Here is a 19,960-nt window from a genome sequence, read left to right as displayed (position 1 = left end):
AAATGACAAATTATAGGAGCTTTAGATTTTTATTAGCATATACGAGGCAGCGGTTCGGCGTGAGGTAGATCGAGAGTTCGTTTCACGCCATAAAGCCCTGCGAGACGAACACCTTTACGCTCCACCACTTCGCCAATTAACGCTGCATCCTGTCCTAGTGGATGGGAATGCAGCGCCGCCAACACTTGCTCAGCCGCATTACGCTCTACGGCAATCACCAGCTTACCTTCATTGGCAAAGTTGAGGGCGTCCAGCCCCAGCAGCTCACAAACGCCGCGCACAGCAGGTTTAACCGGTAGCGCAGCTTCTGAAAGCTCAATACCGCAGCCGCAGGCTGCCGCGAACTCATGAACCACCGCGTTCACCCCACCGCGCGTGGCATCGCGCAGCGCCTTCACGCCGGGAATGTCTCGCAGCGTCTGAATCAGCGGCGTCAGCACCGCGCAGTCGCTGATCAGTTCGCCATCCAGCCCCAGTTGTTCGCGCAAGTTAAGGATAGTCGCACCGTGGTCGCCGAGTGTACCGCTAACCAGCAATACATCGCCTGCGGTCAGGGTTTGTGCGCCCCAGTGAATATTTGTCGGGATCGCGCCCATGCCTGCGGTGTTGATAAACAGTTTATCTGCCGCCCCACGCTGCACCACTTTTGTATCGCCAGTAACGATGGCGATGCCAGCCGCACGGGCAGTTTCAGCCATGCTGGTAACCACTGCTTTCAGCGTCTCCATCGGCAATCCTTCTTCAAGGATAAATCCACAGGAGAGATAGCGTGGAATTGCGCCGCTGACCGCTACGTCGTTCGCCGTGCCGCAAATCGCCAGCTTGCCAATATTGCCACCAGGAAAGAACAGCGGGTCAATGACGTAGCTGTCGGTGGAAAAGGCCAGACGGTCGCCTTCCGCCACCAGTTGCGCCAGATCAAGACGCGCCTGATCTTCCTGCTCAGCCAGCCACGGATTCGCAAAGGCTTCCATAAACAGGCTGTTGATTAATTGCTGCATCGCCTGGCCGCCGCTGCCGTGGGCGAGTTGGATATTATTCACGCTTCACTCTCCTGCTGACGATACTGATACCACGCGGCGCACGCTCCTTCAGAGGAGACCATCAGCGCGCCGAATGCGGTTTGAGGATTACAGGTGTTACCAAACAGCGGGCATTGATGCGGCTTACATTTGCCCGTCAATACTTCGCCACAGCGCGCGCGTGGATCATCGCAAACCTGCTGCGGTGCCGGGCGGAAATGCGCTTCAGCGTCAAATCGCTGATAATCCGGCGTCAGATGCACGCCAGATGATTCGATCACCCCAAGGCCACGCCATTCGCTATCGCCGTTAACACAGAACACGTCGGCTATCGCCTGTTGCGCCAGCAGGTTACCTGCGTCAGGCACCACCCTACGGTACTGATTCTCTACTTTGCTGTGGGCCGCTATTTTCTGCTCTACCAGCATCACCACGCCTTGTAGTAGATCAAGTGGTTCGAAACCAGCGACCACCAGCGGACGATTAAAATCGCTGGCGATAAAATTATAGGCGTCGGTGCCGATAACCATACTGACGTGGCCCGGCGCGAGGAACGCATCAATGCCATTGTCCGGTTGTTCCAGCAAACTGCGCAGCGTGGGGATAAGCGTAATGTGCTGGCAGAAGAAGTAAAAGTTCTGCACATCGCGGGCTTTCGCCTGTTGCAGGGTGATGGCGGTGGTCGGCATGGTGGTTTCAAACCCTAAGCCGAAGAACACCACTTTGCGGGTTGGGTTCTCCTGCGCCAGTTTCAACGCATCCATTGGCGAGTAGACGATGCGCACATCGGCACCGCGTGCTTTTGCCTGCAACAGTGACCCCTGTTTTCCTGGTACGCGCATGGCGTCGCCAAAGGTACAGAAAATCACTTCCGGATGGCTGGCAATTTCCACGCAGGTGTCGATTCTGCCCATCGGCAGTACGCACACCGGGCAGCCCGGACCGTGGATAAACTCAACGTTTTCTGGCAGTAACTGATCGAGGCCGAATTTAAAAATGGCGTGGGTATGACCGCCGCACACTTCCATAATACGCAGAGGGCGTTCGGTGGTGTAAGAGAGGTGTGAAGCACGTTCGCGCAGATGCTCAATTAACTGCATCACCTGTTCCGGCGCGCGATATTCATCAACAAAACGCATTATTTTTCCTCGCCATACAACAGCGCACCGACATCCGGCTCAACGTCAAACATATTTTGTAAGGCGTCGAGGGTGTCGCGCGCTTCGGCTTCATTAATTACGCTCATGGCAAAGCCAACGTGAACCAGTACCCACTGACCCACGCGCGGCTGACCGTTTTCATCGCAGCTGCCGACTAACGTTAAATCGACATCGCGCTGAATGCCGCAGACGTCGACTTTCGCCTGGTTGCCGTCAATGGTGCGAATCTGGCCGGGAACGCCTATGCACATCGCTGTGTCTCCAGCCAGTTCAGCCACTGATCCATCCCTTCGCCGCTGGTGGCGGAAATGAGGATGATTTCAATTTCTGGATTGACTTCGCGGGCGCAGGCGATGCATTTCTCAACGTCGAAATTGAGATACGGCAGCAGGTCAACTTTGTTGAGTAGCATCAGCGAGGCGGCGGCAAACATATGCGGATATTTCAGCGGCTTGTCTTCGCCTTCGGTAACGGAAAGCACCGCCACTTTATGTTTCTCACCCAGATCGAAGCTGGCCGGGCACACCAGGTTGCCAACGTTTTCGATAAACAGAATACCGTTATCGTTCAGTGGCAGGCGCGGCGCGGCGTCGGCGATCATCTGTGCATCGAGATGGCAGCCTTTACCGGTGTTCACCTGAATTGCTGGCGTGCCGGTAGCACGAATACGTGCGGCATCGTTCACGGTTTGCTGATCGCCTTCAATTACCGCGCATGGAACGCTGTCTTTCAGGCGCATTAAGGTTTCAGTCAGCAGCGTGGTTTTACCGGAACCTGGGCTGGATACCAGGTTGAGCACCAGTTGATTACGGGCAGCAAAACGCGCGCGGTTACGTTCAGCCAGGCGATTATTTTTGTCCAGTACGTCAATTTCGACTTCCAGCATCCGGCGCTGGCTCATGCCCGGCGCGTGTGTGCCTGCTTCACCATGACCGTAATGCAGGTCGCCTTCTTCGGTCTGGCTGGGGGTAAATTCAGGCGCTTTAATGCCGGTGATTTTCATCTTCGGGCGTGCTGCCGGGGCAAAAGGCGCGCTACGAAACGCGGAATGAGGGTTATGTTCATCACCCTCGATATACAGGTTGCCTTCACCGCAACCGCATGTTGTACACATCGCTCACTCCTGGTCTATTTCTATCCGCCGAATCTGTAAACCGTCGTCTGCCACAATGCGCAGCATGTCGCCATGACACTGTGGGCAGCGGCGGACGCGCTGGGTCAGTAGCGTCACATACTGTTGGCATGTTTCACACCAGCATTCGGCCTCTTGTTCTTCGAGGTGCAGTTTACAACCTTCCGCCACGCTGCCACGGCAAACCAGATCAAAACAAAAGGCAAGAGAGCTGGTTTCGACACAAGAAAATGCGCCAATTTTGAGCCAGACCCCAGTTACGCGTTTTGCGCCGTGCTTTGCGGCCTGTTGTTCGATCAATTCCAGTGCCCGTTGGCAGAGGGTTATTTCGTGCATATCGCCTCCCATTAACTATTGCCAGCTCTAAGCAATAATTGTGCCAGTGTTGACTATCCCTGCGGTGAATAATGTCGATGATGTCGAAATGACACGTCGACACGGCGTCGAAATTCAGTGAAATCATAAAAATCACCTAAATAACAATGAATTAAAAATTGGCACAGAAAATGCTTAAGGGCAGGCATCTCTGTTAAACGGGTAACCTGACAATGACTATTTGGGAAATAAGCGAGAAAGCCGATTACATCGCACAGCGGCATCGTCGCCTACAGGACCAGTGGCATATCTATTGCAATTCGCTGGTTCAGGGGATCACGTTATCAAAAGCGCGTTTGCATCACGCGATGAGCTGCGCGCCAGATAAAGAGCTCTGTTTCGTTCTTTTTGAACATTTTCGAATTTACGTCACCCTGGCGGATGGTTTTAACAGCCATACCATCGAGTACTACGTCGAAACGAAAGATGGCGAAGATAAGCAGCGGATTGCACTGGCTCAGTTGAGCAGTGACGGCATGATTGATGGCAAGGTCAACATCCGTAATCGCGAACAAGTGCTGGAACACTATCTCGAAAAAATCGCCGGCGTTTACGACAGCTTATACACCGCCATTGAAAACAATACCCCGGTGAATTTAAGCCAACTGGTAGAGGGACAAAGCTCGGCAGCATGAGCTGAGGCTTTGCCCGTTTTGCAGGCGTCATGCCTGTTTGGGGATGGGCGTGTCGATGAGTGTCGAAAATGACATTTCATCGGCATGTTTTCGTCAAAAATGACAATCACCTGAGGAATGCCTGGTGAATCGTTTTGTAATTGCTGACTCCACGCTCTGTATCGGCTGCCACACCTGTGAGGCCGCCTGTTCAGAGACGCATCGCCAGCACGGCCTGCAATCCATGCCGCGCCTGAGAGTGATGCTAAATGAAAAAGAATCTGCACCGCAGCTCTGTCACCACTGTGAAGATGCGCCCTGTGCGGTGGTCTGTCCGGTTAATGCCATCGAGCGCGTTGATGGTGCCGTGCAGTTGAATGAAAGTCTGTGCGTAAGCTGCAAACTGTGCGGCATCGCCTGCCCGTTTGGCGCAATTGAATTTTCCGGCAGCCGCCCGCTGGATATTCCGGCAAATGCCAATACCCCGAAAGCACCACCGGCACCGCCTGCTCCGGCGCGTGTCAGCACATTGCTTGACTGGGTGCCGGGCATTCGTGCGATCGCCGTCAAATGTGACCTTTGTAGCTTTGATGAACAGGGTCCAGCTTGCGTGCGGATGTGCCCAACTAAAGCCCTGCATCTGGTGGATAACACCGATATCGCCCGCGTCAGCAAACGTAAGCGTGAGCTGACTTTTAACACCGATTTTGGCGAGCTCACCTTGTTTCAGCAGGCTCAAAGTGGAGAGGCTAAATGAGCGCAATTTCCCTGATCAATAGCGGCGTTGCGTGGTTTGTCGCCGCCGCTGTTCTGGCATTTCTCTTTTCTTTTCATAAGGCGCTAAGCGGCTGGGTCGCCGGGATTGGCGGCGCGGTTGGTAGCGTGTACACGGCAGCAGCAGGTTTCACCGTGCTGACAGGGGCGGTCGGCGTGAGCGGTACGCTGTCACTGGTGAGTTTTGATATCCAAATCTCCCCGCTTAACGCGATTTGGTTGATTACCCTCGGCCTGTGCGGCCTGTTTGTCAGCCTCTACAACATTGACTGGCATCGCCACGCGCAGGTGAAATGCAACGGCTTGCAGATCAATATGCTGATGGCTGCCGCCGTGTGCGCCGTTATCGCCAGCAATCTGGGCATGTTAGTGGTAATGGCAGAAATCATGGCTCTGTGCGCGGTGTTCCTCACCAGCAACAGCAAAGAGGGCAAACTGTGGTTTGTGCTGGGGCGCCTCGGTACTTTGCTGCTGGCGATAGCCTGCTGGCTGGTCTGGCAGCGTTACGGCACGCTGGATCTGCGCCTGCTGGATATGCGCGTACAACAACTGCCGCTCGGTTCCGATATCTGGCTGCTCGGTGTGATTGGCTTTGGCCTGCTGGCCGGGATTATCCCGCTGCACGGCTGGGTGCCGCAGGCTCATGCTAACGCTTCAGCTCCTGCTGCGGCGCTGTTTTCCACAGTAGTGATGAAAATTGGCCTGCTGGGCATTTTAACCCTGTCGCTGCTGGGCGGTAATGCGCCGCTGTGGTGGGGAATTGCGCTGCTGGTGCTCGGCATGATCACCGCGTTCGTCGGTGGTCTATATGCGCTGATGGAACACAACATCCAGCGTCTGCTGGCTTACCACACCCTGGAAAATATCGGCATTATCCTGCTGGGGCTGGGCGCTGGCGTAACGGGTATCGCGCTCGAACAACCGGCGCTGATTGCTCTTGGCCTGGTCGGTGGTCTGTACCATCTGCTTAACCATAGCCTGTTCAAAAGCGTACTGTTCCTCGGTGCGGGTAGCGTCTGGTTCCGTACTGGTCATCGCGATATCGAAAAACTCGGCGGCATTGGCAAGAAAATGCCGGTTATCTCCATCGCCATGTTAGTCGGGCTGATGGCAATGGCTGCGCTGCCGCCGCTGAACGGGTTTGCCGGGGAATGGGTTATTTATCAATCCTTCTTCAAACTGAGCAATAGCGGCACCTTCGTTGCCCGTCTGCTGGGACCGCTGCTCGCCGTGGGGCTGGCCATTACCGGTGCGCTGGCGGTGATGTGTATGGCGAAAGTCTATGGCGTTACGTTCCTTGGCGCGCCGCGTACCAAAGAAGCCGAAAACGCCACCTGTGCGCCGCTCCTGATGAGCGTAAGCGTAGTGGCACTGGCGATTTGCTGCGTAATTGGCGGTGTTGCTGCGCCGTGGCTACTGCCGATGCTCTCTGCTGCTGTACCTCTGCCGCTGGAGCCTGCTAACACCACCGTTTCTCAACCAATGATCACCCTGCTGCTGATTGCCTGCCCGCTGCTGCCATTCATCATTATGGCGATTTGTAAAGGCGACCGCCTGCCGTCGCGTTCCCGTGGCGCAGCCTGGGTGTGCGGCTACGACCACGAAAAATCAATGGTGATTACTGCTCACGGTTTTGCCATGCCGGTGAAACAGGCGTTTGCGCCGGTGCTGAAACTGCGCAAAGTGCTGAATCCGGTGTCGCTGGTGCCGGGCTGGCAGTGCGAGGGGAGTGCGTTGCTGTTCCGCCGGATGGCGCTGGTTGAACTGGCGGTACTGGTGGTGATTATTGTTTCACGAGGAGCCTGAGAATGAGTGTTTTATATCCGTTAATTCAGGCGCTGGTGTTATTTGCCGTTGCGCCGCTGCTCTCCGGTATTACCCGCGTGGCGCGCGCCCGTCTGCATAACCGTCGCGGGCCGGGCGTGTTGCAGGAGTATCGCGACATTATCAAACTGCTGGGGCGTCAGAGCGTTGGCCCGGATGCCTCCGGCTGGGTGTTCCGCCTGACGCCGTATGTGATGGTGGGCGTAATGCTGACTATCGCTACTGCGCTGCCGGTGGTGACTGTCGGTTCTCCGCTGCCGCAGCTGGGTGATTTGATCACCTTACTGTATCTCTTCGCCATCGCGCGTTTCTTCTTTGCCATTTCCGGTCTGGATACCGGTAGCCCGTTTACCGCTATCGGCGCGAGCCGTGAAGCGATGCTCGGTGTGCTGGTCGAGCCGATGTTGTTGCTCGGCCTGTGGGTCGCGGCGCAGGTTGCCGGTTCCACCAACATCAGCAACATCACCGACACCGTTTACCACTGGCCTCTGAGCCAGAGCATCCCGCTGGTGCTGGCGCTCTGTGCCTGTGCGTTCGCCACCTTTATCGAAATGGGCAAACTGCCGTTCGACCTTGCGGAAGCCGAGCAGGAGTTGCAGGAAGGTCCGCTCTCTGAATACAGCGGCAGCGGCTTTGGCGTCATGAAATGGGGTATCAGCCTGAAACAGCTGGTGGTGTTGCAGATGTTCGTCGGGGTGTTTATTCCGTGGGGACAAATGGAAACCTTCACCGCAGGCGGGCTGCTGCTGGCGCTGGTGATTGCCATCGTCAAACTGGTGGTCGGCGTCCTGGTTATCGCGCTGTTCGAAAACAGTATGGCCCGTCTGCGTCTTGATATTACTCCGCGCATTACCTGGGCTGGGTTTGGCTTTGCATTTTTAGCGTTCGTCTCCTTGCTGGCGGCGTGATTAAAGAGAGTATGAGCATGTCTGAAGAAAAATTAGGTCAACATTATCTCGCCGCGCTGAATGAGGCATTTCCGGGCGTCGTACTGGATCACGCCTGGCAGACCAAAGATCAGCTGACCGTTACCGTAAAGGTGAACTATCTGCCGGAAGTGGTGGAGTTCCTCTACTACAAACAGGGTGGCTGGCTGTCGGTGCTGTTTGGTAACGATGAACGCAAACTGAATGGTCATTACGCTGTTTACTACGTGCTGTCGATGGAGAAGGGCACGAAGTGCTGGATAACCGTGCGCGTCGAAGTTGACGCCAACAAACCGGAATATCCGTCCGTGACGCCACGCGTTCCGGCGGCGGTCTGGGGCGAGCGCGAAGTGCGCGATATGTACGGTTTGATTCCGGTTGGTCTGCCGGATGAACGTCGTCTGGTGCTGCCGGATGACTGGCCGGATGAACTTTATCCGCTGCGTAAAGACAGCATGGATTACCGTCAGCGTCCGGCACCGACCACCGATGCTGAAACCTACGAGTTCATCAACGAACTGGGCGACAAGAAAAACAACGTTGTGCCGATTGGTCCGCTGCATGTCACTTCTGACGAACCGGGTCACTTCCGTCTGTTCGTCGATGGCGAAAATATTATCGACGCCGACTACCGCCTGTTCTACGTCCATCGCGGCATGGAAAAACTGGCGGAAACCCGTATGGGTTACAACGAAGTGACCTTCCTCTCTGACCGTGTGTGCGGGATCTGCGGCTTTGCTCACAGCACCGCCTACACCACGTCGGTGGAAAACGCGATGGGTATTCAGGTGCCAGAACGTGCGCAGATGATCCGCGCCATTCTGCTGGAGGTGGAACGCCTGCATTCGCATCTGCTCAACCTCGGCCTCGCCTGTCACTTTACCGGCTTTGACTCCGGCTTTATGCAGTTCTTCCGCGTGCGCGAATCCTCCATGAAAATGGCGGAGATCCTCACCGGGGCGCGTAAAACTTACGGTCTGAACCTGATCGGCGGGATTCGTCGCGATCTGCTGAAAGATGACATGATCCAGACCCGTCAACTGGCGCAGCAAATGCGTCGTGAAGTGCGGGAACTGGTGGATGTGCTGCTGAGTACACCGAACATGGAACAGCGCACCGTCGGCATTGGTCGCCTCGACCCGGAAATCGCCCGCGATTTCAGTAACGTTGGCCCGATGGTTCGCGCCAGCGGCCACGCTCGTGATACCCGTGCCGATCACCCGTTTGTTGGTTATGGCCTGCTGCCGATGGAAGTTCACAGCGAGCAGGGCTGCGACGTTATTTCCCGCCTGAAAGTGCGTATCAACGAAGTCTTTACCTCGCTCAATATGATTGACTACGGCCTGGACAACCTGCCAGGCGGCCCGCTGGCGGTGGAAGGATTCACCTACATTCCGCACCGTTTTGCGCTGGGCTTTGCCGAAGCGCCGCGTGGCGATGATATCCACTGGAGCATGACCGGCGACAACCAGAAGCTGTACCGCTGGCGCTGCCGTGCCGCGACCTACGCGAACTGGCCGACCCTGCGCTACATGCTGCGCGGCAACACCGTTTCTGATGCGCCGCTGATTATCGGTAGCCTCGACCCTTGCTACTCCTGTACCGACCGCATGACCGTGGTCGATGTGCGTAAGAAGAAGAGCAAAGTGGTGCCGTACAAAGAACTCGAGCGTTACAGCATTGAGCGTAAAAACTCGCCGCTGAAATAAGGAATCGCCATGTTTACCTTTATCAAAAAAGTCATCAAAACCGGCACGGCGACCTCGTCTTATCCGCTGGAGCCGATTGCGGTTGATAAAAACTTCCGTGGTAAGCCAGAGCAGAACCCGCAGCAGTGCATCGGCTGTGCGGCCTGCGTCAATGCCTGCCCGTCAAACGCCTTAACGGTTGAAACCGACCTCGCCACCGGTGAGCTGGCGTGGCAGTTCAATCTCGGGCGCTGCATCTTCTGTGGACGCTGCGAAGAAGTTTGCCCGACGGCGGCGATCAAACTGTCGCAAGAGTACGAACTAGCGGTGTGGAAGAAAGAAGACTTCCTGCAACAGTCCCGCTTCGCGCTGTGCAACTGCCGCGTCTGCAATCGTCCTTTCGCCGTACAGAAAGAGATCGACTACGCCATTGCGCTGCTTAAGCACAACGGTGACAGTCGCGCGGAAAACCACCGCGAAAGCTTTGAGACTTGCCCGGAATGTAAGCGCCAGAAATGCCTGGTGCCGTCCGACCGTATTGAACTGACTCGCCATATGAAAGAGGCCATCTGATGAGCAATTTATTAGGCCCCCGTGACGCCAACGGCATTCCGGTTCCGATGACGGTGGATGAATCCATCGCCAGCATGAAGGCGTCGTTACTGAAAAAAATCAAACGTTCTGCCTACGTTTACCGCGTGGACTGCGGCGGCTGCAACGGCTGCGAAATCGAAATTTTCGCCACGCTTTCGCCGCTGTTCGATGCAGAACGCTTCGGTATTAAAGTCGTTCCGTCCCCGCGTCATGCGGATATTTTACTGTTTACCGGCGCGGTCACCCGTGCAATGCGATCCCCTGCGCTGCGTGCGTGGCAGTCCGCGCCGGACCCTAAAATCTGTATCTCCTACGGTGCCTGCGGTAACAGCGGCGGCATTTTCCACGATCTCTACTGCGTGTGGGGCGGTACGGATAAAATCGTCCCGGTGGATGTTTACATCCCAGGTTGCCCGCCAACGCCAGCCGCCACGCTGTACGGCTTTGCAATGGCGCTCGGCCTGCTGGAGCAGAAAATCCACGCCCGTGAGCCAGGCGAACTGGATGAGCAACCGGCAGAGATTCTGCATCCGGATATGGTTCAGCCGCTGCGTGTGAAAGTGGATCGCGAAGCGCGCCGCCTGGCGGGTTACCGTTACGGTCGCCAGATTGCCGATGATTTCCTGACGCAATTAGGGCAGGGTGAAGAGCAGGTTGCACGCTGGCTGGAAGCGGAAAACGATCCGCGTCTGAACGAGATTGTCAGCCATCTGAATCATGTTGTTGAAGAGGCGCGTATCCGATGAGTGAAAAGGTGGTGTTCAGTCAACTGAGCCGTAAATTTATTGATGAGAACGATGCCACGCCCGCCGAGGCGCAGCAGGTGGTCTATTACAGCCTGGCGATTGGTCACCACCTTGGGGTTATCGATTGCCTGGAAGCGGCGCTCACCTGCCCGTGGGATGAATACCTGGCATGGATCGCCACTCTGGAGGCGGGCAGCGAAGCCCGTCGTAAAATGGAGGGCGTGCCGAAATATGGTGAGATCGTTATCGACATTAACCATGTGCCGATGCTGGCCAACGCATTCGATAAAGCCCGGGCTGTGCAAACTTCGCAGCAGAAGGAATGGAGTACAATGCTGTTAAGTATGCTGCATGATATTCATCAGGAAAACGCCATCTATTTGATGGTGAGGAGACTGCGTGACTGACGTTTTACTCTGTGTTGGCAATAGCATGATGGGCGATGATGGCGCAGGTCCGCTGCTGGCGGAAAAGTGCGCCGCCGCGCCGAAAGGTAACTGGGTGGTGATTGACGGCGGTAGTGCACCGGAAAACGATATCGTCGCTATCCGCGAACTGCGCCCGACACGACTGCTTATTGTCGATGCCACTGATATGGGGCTAAACCCCGGCGAGATCCGCATCATCGACCCGGATGATATCGCCGAGATGTTTATGATGACCACCCATAACATGCCGCTGAACTACCTTATCGACCAGTTGAAAGAAGACATTGGTGAGGTGATTTTCCTCGGTATCCAGCCGGACATCGTTGGCTTTTACTACCCGATGACCCAGCCGATTAAAGATGCGGTGGAAACCGTTTATCAACGGCTGGAAGGTTGGGAAGGGTACGGCGGATTCGCGCAGTTAGCGGTGGAAGAAGAGTAGTTTTTCAGCAAGGAATTCAGGGAATTGAAAATCAGGACAGGGATGTGCGCTTTTTTATTGAGCTTAGTGTTGCCAGCGCAGGCCACCAGCTTTACCGAATATCTGCCGATGAGTGACAGCGAATACGCACAAAAGCGGGCGCTGAAACCTCTCCTGACCATGCCTTATTTTACCGAGCAAAACTGGCATTTTAGAAAAGTGGGCGTTGCTGGCGTAACGCTTGAGAAGATGCCAAATGAAGAGGATGACTGGCAATTAACCGCAAAAGACCGCGCCGGTAAATCCTGGACAGTGCCTGTGGGTATGCTGGCAAACATAGCGGGCAAAGGGCAACTCTATCGCGTCGATCTTGATCGTAACGGCATTCAGGATCTGGTTATCTGGTTACCCAGTGCCGGTAATGGTCTGGCTCCTTATGCACATTTAATCCTGTTGACGTTCACACGCGAAGGTCGTCCCTGTGTCTTTGAACCCTGGGGATTCTACACCGCAAGCAAAACTGGCGTTGATGATTTGCTGGATTTGCAAGGCAATGGTCACACGCAGGTGCTGGATATGCAGTTTGATTCCGGTTACTGGCTAACCAGTTTGTATCAGGTAAAAGAGGCCAAATGGCAGCGTGTTCATGGCTGGTTTGGCAAGTTAAGCTATCCTGCACTCACGCGTTTTACTTATACTCCCAACCGTAAACTCGTTCTCAAACCCATCGCTGGACGCGACCCGCAAACGGAAGATTTGGCGCTGACGCAGCGTTGTTTGATAACGGGGGATGTGCTTGATGGGGTGAATCAGAACTGATGGCAAACGCTAAATTGCCCGATGCGCTGCGCTTATCGAGCCTACAAAGTTCGTGCGACATGTAGGCCGGATAAGGCGTTCACGCCGCATCCGGCACGGTTGCTTACTCTAAATCTTCGCCGTTACTGGCAATCACTTTTTTATACCACCAGAACGATTTCTTACGCGTGCGCGTCAGCGTACCGTTGCCTGCGTCGTCACGGTCTACATAGACAAAACCGTAGCGTTTGCTCATTTCACCCGTTGAGGCGGAAACCAAATCAATACAGCCCCAGGTGGTGTAGCCCATCAGCGGAATGCCGTCTGCAATCGCTTCGCCCATTGCGCGGATGTGCTCGCGTAAATAGCTGATGCGATAGTCATCGTTAATCTCTCCATTGGCAGAAAATTCATCTTTTGCACCCAGGCCGTTTTCCACCAGAAACAGCGGCTTCTGATAACGGTCGTACATCATATTCATGGTGATACGCAGACCGAGCGGATCAATACCCCAGCCCCAGTCGCTTACCTGTAGATACGGGTTACGCAGCGATTTCACCACGTTTGCCGCACTGCTGTTGTTGGCGTTCATCTCCGCCGAGGCGCAGCGCGAGGCGTAATAGCTGAAAGAGACAAAATCGACGGTGTTTTTCAGGATTTCATCATCGCCAGGCGCTTTGTCGATAGTCACGCCTTTTTCGCGAAATACGCGGGCAGAGTAAGCTGGGTACGCGCCACGCGCCTGCACATCGATAAAAAACAGGTTTTCGCGGTCTTTCTCCAGCGCCGCCCAGACATCTTCTGGCTTGCAGCTATATGGGTAGAAGTTACCGCCCGCCAGCATACAGCCCACCTGATTTTGCGGGTTAACCTCATGGGCGATTTTGGTGGCTAATGCACTGGCAACCAGTTGGTGATGTGCGGCCTGATATTTCACCTGATCCTGATTTTCCCCTTCTTCAAACACCAGACCCGCGCCGGAGAACGGGCTATGCAACATAATGTTGATTTCATTGAAGGTTAGCCAGTATTTCACCAGTCCATCAAATGCTTCAAAACAGGTTCGGGCGTAGCGAGTGAAAAACTCCACCAGCTTACGGTTACGCCAGGAGCCATATTCCGTCACCAGATGCATCGGCACATCGAAGTGACACAACGTGACCAGCGGTTCGATTCCGTACTTTTTACACTCTTCAAAGACAGAACGATAAAAAGCAATGCCTTGCTGGTTGGGCGTCAGCTCATCGCCCTGCGGAAAGAGGCGGCTCCAGGCAATCGAGGTGCGGAAAACCCTGAATCCCATCTCAGCCATCAGGGCGATATCTTCTTTATACCGATGATAAAAATCCGTCGCCTCATGGCTGGGATAAAACTCGTCATCGCGCAACTGAAAACGTTTTTCCAGCCCCAGTTTCACCGCCATTCGATGCTCGCCGTGTGGGATCATATCGACCGTGGTCAGCCCTTTGCCACCTTCACGGTACGCACCTTCAGACTGGTTGGCGGCAAGCGCGCCGCCCCATAAAAAACCTTGCGGAAATACTGACATTTTCATCCTCAATTAAGACTTACTTCTTTGGCGACGGTCGGTTGTGCGCCCTGATGCTTTCGCGCCTCGGCAGCCGCTTCCTCAACAGGGATATCCTCAAAGCCGAGCAACAGTGTGAGGATAAACGACAGCACGACCGCCAGTGCCATGACGGCGAACACCCAGACGATGCTCATTGGATTTGCCGGATCGAAGAACTGTACGCTGGTAAATAACCCCGGCGCTGCCATTGAGTGGCTGGCAAGCCCCGCCATACCGGCAACCGCGCCGCAAATAAAACCGCTGATAAGACTGGCGATAAGCGGACGTTTCAGACGGATCGCCACGCCGTATAACGCCGGTTCGGAAATCCCCGCCATAATGGCTGATGCCGCCGCAGCCAGCGCCGTCTGGCGCAGTTCCGGGTTTTTCGTTTTCCACGCCACCGCCAGCGATGAACCGCCCAGCGACAGGTTAGCGCCGATTTCTGACGGCATGACCATCCCTTCTTTTCCGGTTTCGGCAATGGTCTGAATGATGGTTGGTGTAAAGACGCGGTGCATCCCGGTCATTACCAGCAGCGGCCACAGCGCGCCCATAATGGCGACTGAAAGCCAGCCCAGATAACCATGAATGGTGTAAACCAGCGCCGAAATGGCGCTACCGATCCAGATACCAATCGGGCCAATCAGCAGGATTGCCAGCGGTGCGGCAATCAACACAATCAGCATCGGCTTGAGGAAGTTTTTCGTCACTGCCGGTGTAATGCTGTCCACCCAGCGTTCGATATATGACAGGCACCAGGTCATCACCAGCGCCGGGATCACCGTGTAGGTGTATTTCACCGCCGTGACCGGAATCAGGGCAAATTCAACATGTTCACCCTGAGCCGCTTTCGCCATCAGCTCAATGAAACTCGGATGTACCAGTACACCCGCGATGGCAATCGCCAGCGACATATTGGTTTTAAATTTGATGGCGGCAGAAGCCGCGACCATCAGCGGCAGGAAGAAGAAAGCACCGTCACCAATCACATTCAGGATGGTTAAGGTCGGCGATCCTTTAGTCAGCACGCCGCTCATTTCGAGGATCATCGCCAGCAGTTTGACCATCGATCCGCCGATAATCGCCGGGATCAGCGGTGACATGGTGCCGATCAGCGCATCGAGGATCCCGGCACCAATGCGACGTAACGTGAGCTTTGGTTTACCCACGGGCTGCGCGGGCTGCATATCTCCAGGTAACAAGCTGACGACTTCCTGAAAGGCCTGCGAAACGGTATTGCCGATAATCACCTGGCACTGGTTGTCGCTACGTACCACGCCGAGCACGCCGGGGATGGTTTTTAACGTCGGGCTGTCGATAAGCGCATCATCTTTGATAACAAAGCGCAAACGCGTCATACAGTGCGTGACCGCCGAGATGTTATCAACGCCGCCCAGTGCCGCTATCACCGAGCGCGCCAGCGCCGCATAATTTTTGGCCATCGGATTTTATCCTGTTATCAGTAGGGTAGAGGTAGTTGTTATCAGTCGACGTGACGGGAAAATGCCGATGCTGAAACGGAAATAAGAAACCGGTTTCACAAAATCATGAATAGTTGTCATTTAATAAGCAAGAGAGTTGATTGTTCATTTTTTATATTTGTGAAACCGGTCACCTGAATATTTTTCCCGCTGATTGCGCAAGGACAACCAGCCAACGGTGCAGTAAACTGCGATGACTGCGTGTAAAGGGATGAAAACAATGACGACGATGCTGGAAGTGGCGAAGCGCGCCGGGGTTTCAAAAGCGACCGTTTCCCGCGTGCTTTCAGGTAATGGCTACGTCAGCCAGGAGACTAAAGATCGCGTGTTTCAGGCGGTAGAAGAGAGCGGTTACCGCCCAAATTTGCTGGCGCGCAATCTGTCGGCGAAGAGTACTCAGACGCTGGGGCTGGTAGTGACCAACACGCTTTACCACGGCATTTATTTTAGTGAATTACTGTTTCATGCCGCGCGGATGGCGGAAGAGAAAGGGCGGCAACTGTTGTTGGCTGATGGTAAACACAGTGCCGAAGAAGAGCGCCAGGCGATTCAGTATCTGCTGGATCTGCGCTGCGACGCCATTATGATTTACCCGCGTTTTTTAAGCGTGGATGAGATTGATGACATTATTGATGCACACAGTCAGCCGATAATGGTGCTTAATCGCCGCCTGCGCAAACACAGCAGCCATAGCGTCTGGTGCGATCATAAACAGACCAGCTTTAACGCCGTGGCAGAGTTGATAAACGCCGGACATCAGGAGATTGCTTTCCTTACCGGCTCGATGGATTCCCCCACCAGCATTGAGCGTCTTGCCGGATATAAAGACGCGCTGGCGCAGCATGGTATTGCGCTCAATGAAAAACTTATCGCTAACGGTAAGTGGACGCCCGCCAGCGGAGCCGAAGGGGTAAAAACGTTGCTCGAACGTGGGGCTAAATTTAGCGCGTTAGTCGCCAGTAATGACGATATGGCAATAGGTGCGATGAAAGCGTTGCACGAGCGCGGCGTAGCGGTGCCGGAGCAGGTGTCGGTGATTGGATTTGATGATATCGCTATGGCACCGTACACGATCCCGGCGCTCTCCAGCGTAAAAATTCCGGTGACTGAGATGATTCAGGAAATTATTGGACGTCTGATTTTTATGCTCGATGGCGGGGATTTCTCACCGCCGAAAACCTTCAGCGGAAAACTGATCCGCCGCGACTCCCTCATTGCTCTTTCGCAATAAACATTGTCATCACATGTCATCGTCACTTGTGTCGATGACATCGTTTTTTCTGCATTACAGAATTTAATTTCCTTAAATAACAGTAAATTAAAAACTGGCATGATTTGTGAATGTATCGGCGCATTAACTGTCATTGCTGGAGAATTTGATGAACCGTTTCATCATTGCTGACGCGAGTAAATGTATTGGTTGCCGTACCTGTGAAGTGGCGTGCGTGGTTTCTCATCAGGAAAATCAGGACTGTGCATCGCTGACCCCGGAAACTTTTTTACCGCGAATCCATGTCATTAAAGGTGTGAACATTTCCACTGCTACGGTTTGCCGTCAGTGTGAAGATGCACCGTGCGCTAACGTCTGCCCGAATGGTGCTATCAGCCGTGATAAAGGGTTTGTTCATGTGATGCAGGAACGTTGCATTGGTTGCAAAACCTGCGTTGTGGCTTGCCCGTATGGCGCGATGGAAGTGGTGGTACGTCCGGTGATTCGCAACAGCGGTGCGGGGCTGAATGTACGTGCAGACAAAGCCGAAGCCAATAAATGCGACCTGTGCAACCATCGTGAAGACGGCCCGGCGTGTATGGCGGCTTGCCCGACCCATGCGCTGATTTGTGTCGATCGTAATAAACTTGAACAACTGAGCGCAGAAAAACGTCGCCGCACGGCGCTGATGTTCTAAAAATCTTACAGAACTGTTCTGGCATCAAAGGAATTCCCGGAAATATTCGTAGAATACGGGGCGGGCGATATCGCCGACCTGTGACTGCCGGATGCGACGCGCTCGTGTCCGGCAGGGTGGGTTACGCAATTCATGATGGCGGGAATAACTCAATGGCAAAAAACACATCTTGCGGTGTTCAACTGCGTATTCGTGGCAAAGTGCAGGGCGTCGGTTTTCGTCCGTTTGTCTGGCAGCTGGCACAGCAATTAAATCTTCACGGCGATGTCTGTAATGACGGCGATGGCGTAGAAGTCCGACTGCTGGAAGACCCGGAAACGTTTCTTGCGCAATTGCATCTGCATTGTCCGCCGCTGGCGCGTATTGATAGCGTCGAGCGTGAACCTTTTACCTGGCCACAACTGCCCACTGAGTTCACTATCCGCCAGAGCGCAGGTGGCGCCATGAATACGCAAATTGTTCCCGATGCCGCCACTTGCCCTGCCTGTCTTGCCGAAATGAATACTCCAGGCGAGCGGCGTTATCGTTATCCGTTTATCAACTGTACTCACTGTGGCCCGCGTTTCACTATTATTCGCGCGATGCCCTATGACCGTCCGTTTACCGTCATGGCGGCGTTTCCGCTGTGTCCGGCCTGTGACAAAGAATATCGCGATCCGCTCGATCGCCGCTTTCACGCCCAGCCGGTGGCCTGCCCAGAGTGTGGCCCGCATCTTGAATGGGTAAGTCATGGCGAACATACCGAACAAGAAGCCGCATTACAGGCGGCTATCGCACAGTTAAAAGCGGGCAAGATTGTCGCCATCAAAGGGATTGGCGGATTTCATCTCGCCTGCGATGCACGTAACAGTAACGCGGTGGCGACACTTCGGGCACGCAAACATCGCCCGGCGAAACCGCTGGCGGTTATGTTGCCAACAGCAGAAGTCTTACCAGACGCTGCACGCCAGTTGCTCACCACGCCCGCCGCGCCGATTGTGCTGGTGGATAAAAAATACATCTCCGAACTTTGTGACGATATCGCCCCTGGCCTTAACGAAGTCGGGGTGATGTTACCTGCAAATCCGCTCCAGCATTTGCTGTTGCAGGAACTGCAATGTCCGTTGGTGATGACCTCCGGCAACCTGAGCGGTAAACCACCGGCTATCAGCAATGAACAGGCGCTGGCGGATTTGCAGGGCATTGCCGACGGATTCTTGATACATAACCGCGACATCGTTCAGCGTATGGATGATTCGGTGGTGCGCGAAAGCGGCGAAATGCTGCGCCGTTCGCGGGGGTATGTGCCGGACGCGCTGGCTTTGCCTCCGGGCTTTAAAAATGTTCCGCCTGTGCTGTGTCTCGGCGCGGATCTGAAAAACACCTTCTGCCTGGTGCGCGGTGAGCAAGCGGTGTTGAGTCAGCATCTGGGCGATTTAAGTGACGATGGCATCCAGATGCAATGGCGCGAAGCGTTACGTCTGATGCAAAACATCTACGATTTCACCCCGCAATACGTTGTGCATGACGCGCATCCGGGCTATGTCTCCAGCCAGTGGGCGCGTGAGATGAACCTGCCGACGCAAACGGTGCTGCATCATCATGCTCACGCGGCGGCGTGTCTGGCAGAACATCACTGGCCGCTGGAGAGCGGTGATGTCATTGCTTTGACGCTCGACGGTATCGGTATGGGGGAGAACGGCGCTTTGTGGGGCGGCGAGTGCCTGCGGGTGAACTATCGCGAATGTGAGCACCTGGGCGGCTTGCCTGCGGTGGCGCTTCCGGGGGGCGATTTGGCTGCAAAGCAGCCGTGGCGTAACCTGCTGGCGCAGTGCCTGCGCTTTGTGCCGCAGTGGCAGAGTTACCCTGAAACGGCAAGTGTGCAACAGCAAAACTGGAGCGTGCTGGCGCGAGCCATTGAGCGTGGAATTAACGCGCCGCTGGCGTCATCGTGTGGGCGTTTGTTCGATGCCGTAGCGGCGGCGCTGGGCTGTGCGCCAGTCACGTTAAGTTATGAAGGTGAAGCGGCTTGTGCTCTGGAGGCGCTCGCAGCCTCATGCGACGGAGTGACGCATCCGGTGACGATGCCGCTGGTGGACAATCAACTGGATCTCGCCACTTTCTGGCAGCAGTGGCTGAACTGGCAGGCACCGGTTAATCAACGCGCGTGGGCGTTTCATGATGCGCTGGCGCAGGGTTTTGCCGCGTTGATGCGTGAGCAGGCCACGATGCGTGGTATCACTACGCTGGTATTTAGCGGCGGGGTTATTCATAACCGTTTGCTTCGTGCACGTCTGGCGCATTATCTCGCTGATTGCACATTGCTTTTTCCACAGAGTTTACCGGCGGGTGATGGCGGTTTGTCTCTGGGGCAGGGGGTTATTGCTGCGGCGCGCATCCTGCAATGCGGTATAGTGGCGGATGTGGCGTAACTGAATCTTAAAAAAAGCACGAACAGTCCCCTCGCCCCACTGGGGAGAGGGTTAGGGTGAGGGGAACTGCTGACACTGGTGCGCAC

At 54.9% G+C, this 19,960-nt stretch carries 20 protein-coding genes; 13 read left to right on the top strand and 7 right to left on the bottom strand.

All coding sequences use genetic code 11. The annotated features are described in order from the left end of the window. Nucleotides 1-32 precede the first annotated feature (32 nt). The 5 genes from hypE to hypA are packed head-to-tail and all read right to left on the bottom strand — an operon-like array spanning nt 33 to nt 3,650. Nucleotides 33-1,043, bottom strand: a complete 1,011-nt coding sequence (gene hypE, locus WES_RS05020) for a hydrogenase maturation carbamoyl dehydratase HypE (protein ID WP_001059920.1) — start codon at nt 1,041-1,043, stop codon at nt 33-35. Continuing rightward, a complete protein-coding gene (hypD, locus tag WES_RS05025; RefSeq protein WP_016159609.1) occupies nt 1,040-2,161 on the bottom strand; it encodes a hydrogenase formation protein HypD in 1,122 nt (373 codons plus the stop codon). The genes hypE and hypD overlap by 4 nt, the downstream gene beginning before the upstream one ends. Continuing rightward, nucleotides 2,161-2,433 (bottom strand): hydrogenase 3 maturation protein HypC, encoded by a 273-nt coding sequence (gene hypC / locus WES_RS05030; RefSeq protein ID WP_000334881.1) that lies wholly within the window; start codon nt 2,431-2,433, stop codon nt 2,161-2,163. The genes hypD and hypC overlap by 1 nt, the downstream gene beginning before the upstream one ends. Continuing rightward, nucleotides 2,424-3,296: a hydrogenase nickel incorporation protein HypB gene (gene hypB, locus WES_RS05035; RefSeq protein WP_016159608.1), complete on the bottom strand. Its 873-nt coding sequence runs from the start codon at nt 3,294-3,296 to the stop codon at nt 2,424-2,426. The genes hypC and hypB overlap by 10 nt, the downstream gene beginning before the upstream one ends. 3 nt (nt 3,297-3,299) lie before the next feature. Beyond that, nucleotides 3,300-3,650: a hydrogenase maturation nickel metallochaperone HypA gene (hypA, locus tag WES_RS05040; RefSeq protein ID WP_001516945.1), complete on the bottom strand. Its 351-nt coding sequence runs from the start codon at nt 3,648-3,650 to the stop codon at nt 3,300-3,302. Nucleotides 3,651-3,862: 212 nt separating this feature from the next. Here hypA and hycA point away from each other — a divergent pair, with 212 nt between their 5' ends. From hycA to WES_RS05090, 10 genes are all read left to right on the top strand, one after another. Further along, nucleotides 3,863-4,324, top strand: coding sequence for a formate hydrogenlyase regulator HycA (hycA, locus tag WES_RS05045; RefSeq protein WP_000158052.1), 462 nt, complete (start codon nt 3,863-3,865; stop codon nt 4,322-4,324). Nucleotides 4,325-4,448: 124 nt separating this feature from the next. Continuing rightward, entirely contained in the window at nt 4,449-5,060 is a 612-nt protein-coding gene (gene hycB, locus WES_RS05050; RefSeq protein ID WP_016159607.1) for a formate hydrogenlyase subunit HycB, read from the top strand. Further along, nucleotides 5,057-6,883 carry a formate hydrogenlyase subunit 3 gene (hycC, locus tag WES_RS05055; protein ID WP_016159606.1) on the top strand — a complete coding sequence of 609 codons (1,827 nt, stop codon included), beginning with the start codon at nt 5,057-5,059 and terminating at the stop codon, nt 6,881-6,883. The genes hycB and hycC overlap by 4 nt, the downstream gene beginning before the upstream one ends. A 2-nt stretch (nt 6,884-6,885) precedes the next feature. Beyond that, the gene (gene hycD, locus WES_RS05060; RefSeq protein WP_000115224.1) at nt 6,886-7,809 is read left to right on the top strand and encodes a formate hydrogenlyase subunit HycD; all 924 of its coding nucleotides are present in this window, start codon (nt 6,886-6,888) and stop codon (nt 7,807-7,809) included. A 17-nt stretch (nt 7,810-7,826) separates the two neighbouring features. Continuing rightward, nucleotides 7,827-9,536, top strand: coding sequence for a formate hydrogenlyase subunit HycE (gene hycE, locus WES_RS05065; RefSeq protein ID WP_016159605.1), 1,710 nt, complete (start codon nt 7,827-7,829; stop codon nt 9,534-9,536). Nucleotides 9,537-9,545: 9 nt separating this feature from the next. Further along, entirely contained in the window at nt 9,546-10,088 is a 543-nt protein-coding gene (hycF, locus tag WES_RS05070) for a formate hydrogenlyase subunit HycF (RefSeq protein WP_000493799.1), read from the top strand. Beyond that, nucleotides 10,088-10,855 carry a formate hydrogenlyase subunit HycG gene (gene hycG / locus WES_RS05075; protein WP_000067387.1) on the top strand — a complete coding sequence of 256 codons (768 nt, stop codon included), beginning with the start codon at nt 10,088-10,090 and terminating at the stop codon, nt 10,853-10,855. The genes hycF and hycG overlap by 1 nt, the downstream gene beginning before the upstream one ends. Beyond that, nucleotides 10,852-11,262 (top strand): formate hydrogenlyase assembly protein HycH, encoded by a 411-nt coding sequence (gene hycH, locus WES_RS05080; protein ID WP_001291925.1) that lies wholly within the window; start codon nt 10,852-10,854, stop codon nt 11,260-11,262. The genes hycG and hycH overlap by 4 nt, the downstream gene beginning before the upstream one ends. Then, the gene (hycI, locus tag WES_RS05085; RefSeq protein ID WP_000132966.1) at nt 11,255-11,725 is read left to right on the top strand and encodes a hydrogenase maturation peptidase HycI; all 471 of its coding nucleotides are present in this window, start codon (nt 11,255-11,257) and stop codon (nt 11,723-11,725) included. Before hycH ends, hycI begins: the two co-directional genes overlap by 8 nt. Nucleotides 11,726-11,767: 42 nt before the next feature. Next, nucleotides 11,768-12,523 (top strand): hypothetical protein, encoded by a 756-nt coding sequence (locus WES_RS05090; protein WP_016159604.1) that lies wholly within the window; start codon nt 11,768-11,770, stop codon nt 12,521-12,523. Between the two features lie 103 nt (nt 12,524-12,626). Here the strand turns inward: WES_RS05090 and ascB are convergent, their stop codons facing one another. Both ascB and ascF read right to left on the bottom strand, forming a co-directional pair. Continuing rightward, nucleotides 12,627-14,051 (bottom strand): 6-phospho-beta-glucosidase AscB, encoded by a 1,425-nt coding sequence (gene ascB, locus WES_RS05095; protein WP_016159603.1) that lies wholly within the window; start codon nt 14,049-14,051, stop codon nt 12,627-12,629. 8 nt (nt 14,052-14,059) lie between these two features. Further along, nucleotides 14,060-15,517, bottom strand: a complete 1,458-nt coding sequence (gene ascF, locus WES_RS05100; protein ID WP_001107826.1) for a PTS cellobiose/arbutin/salicin transporter subunit IIBC — start codon at nt 15,515-15,517, stop codon at nt 14,060-14,062. Nucleotides 15,518-15,776: 259 nt separating this feature from the next. Between ascF and ascG the strand changes: the two genes are divergently transcribed. The 3 genes from ascG to hypF all read left to right on the top strand — a co-directional run bounded on the left by ascG (nt 15,777) and on the right by hypF (nt 19,874). Then, entirely contained in the window at nt 15,777-16,787 is a 1,011-nt protein-coding gene (gene ascG / locus WES_RS05105; RefSeq protein ID WP_016159600.1) for a DNA-binding transcriptional regulator AscG, read from the top strand. 148 nt (nt 16,788-16,935) lie between these two features. Beyond that, nucleotides 16,936-17,463 carry an electron transport protein HydN gene (gene hydN, locus WES_RS05110; RefSeq protein ID WP_001078777.1) on the top strand — a complete coding sequence of 176 codons (528 nt, stop codon included), beginning with the start codon at nt 16,936-16,938 and terminating at the stop codon, nt 17,461-17,463. 152 nt (nt 17,464-17,615) lie between these two features. Beyond that, nucleotides 17,616-19,874 (top strand): carbamoyltransferase HypF, encoded by a 2,259-nt coding sequence (gene hypF, locus WES_RS05115; RefSeq protein ID WP_016159599.1) that lies wholly within the window; start codon nt 17,616-17,618, stop codon nt 19,872-19,874. The last annotated feature ends 86 nt before the right edge of the window (nt 19,875-19,960 follow it).

Origin of the sequence: Escherichia sp. KTE31, assembly GCF_000407925.1 — a bacterium.
In the GTDB taxonomy this organism is placed as follows: Bacteria; Pseudomonadota; Gammaproteobacteria; order Enterobacterales; family Enterobacteriaceae; genus Escherichia; species Escherichia ruysiae.
Note: the sequence above shows the minus strand (reverse complement) of the source record. Positions and strands in the feature narration are given on the sequence as shown.

Bases quoted from the DNA above. Each gene is read 5' to 3' on its own strand.
- hypD (WP_016159609.1), bottom strand. From the start codon at position 2,161: ATGCGTTTTGTTGATGAATATCGCGCGCCGGAACAGGTGATGCAGTTA.
- hypC (WP_000334881.1), bottom strand. From the start codon at position 2,433: ATGTGCATAGGCGTTCCCGGCCAGATTCGCACCATTGACGGCAACCAG.
- hydN (WP_001078777.1), top strand. From the start codon at position 16,936: ATGAACCGTTTCATCATTGCTGACGCGAGTAAATGTATTGGTTGCCGT.
- hycD (WP_000115224.1), top strand. From the start codon at position 6,886: ATGAGTGTTTTATATCCGTTAATTCAGGCGCTGGTGTTATTTGCCGTT.
- hycE (WP_016159605.1), top strand. From the start codon at position 7,827: ATGTCTGAAGAAAAATTAGGTCAACATTATCTCGCCGCGCTGAATGAG.
- hycC (WP_016159606.1), top strand. From the start codon at position 5,057: ATGAGCGCAATTTCCCTGATCAATAGCGGCGTTGCGTGGTTTGTCGCC.
- WES_RS05090 (WP_016159604.1), top strand. From the start codon at position 11,768: ATGTGCGCTTTTTTATTGAGCTTAGTGTTGCCAGCGCAGGCCACCAGC.
- hypB (WP_016159608.1), bottom strand. From the start codon at position 3,296: ATGTGTACAACATGCGGTTGCGGTGAAGGCAACCTGTATATCGAGGGT.
- ascF (WP_001107826.1), bottom strand. From the start codon at position 15,517: ATGGCCAAAAATTATGCGGCGCTGGCGCGCTCGGTGATAGCGGCACTG.
- hypA (WP_001516945.1), bottom strand. From the start codon at position 3,650: ATGCACGAAATAACCCTCTGCCAACGGGCACTGGAATTGATCGAACAA.
- hycA (WP_000158052.1), top strand. From the start codon at position 3,863: ATGACTATTTGGGAAATAAGCGAGAAAGCCGATTACATCGCACAGCGG.
- hycH (WP_001291925.1), top strand. From the start codon at position 10,852: ATGAGTGAAAAGGTGGTGTTCAGTCAACTGAGCCGTAAATTTATTGAT.
- ascB (WP_016159603.1), bottom strand. From the start codon at position 14,051: ATGTCAGTATTTCCGCAAGGTTTTTTATGGGGCGGCGCGCTTGCCGCC.
- hycF (WP_000493799.1), top strand. From the start codon at position 9,546: ATGTTTACCTTTATCAAAAAAGTCATCAAAACCGGCACGGCGACCTCG.
- hycG (WP_000067387.1), top strand. From the start codon at position 10,088: ATGAGCAATTTATTAGGCCCCCGTGACGCCAACGGCATTCCGGTTCCG.
- hypF (WP_016159599.1), top strand. From the start codon at position 17,616: ATGGCAAAAAACACATCTTGCGGTGTTCAACTGCGTATTCGTGGCAAA.
- ascG (WP_016159600.1), top strand. From the start codon at position 15,777: ATGACGACGATGCTGGAAGTGGCGAAGCGCGCCGGGGTTTCAAAAGCG.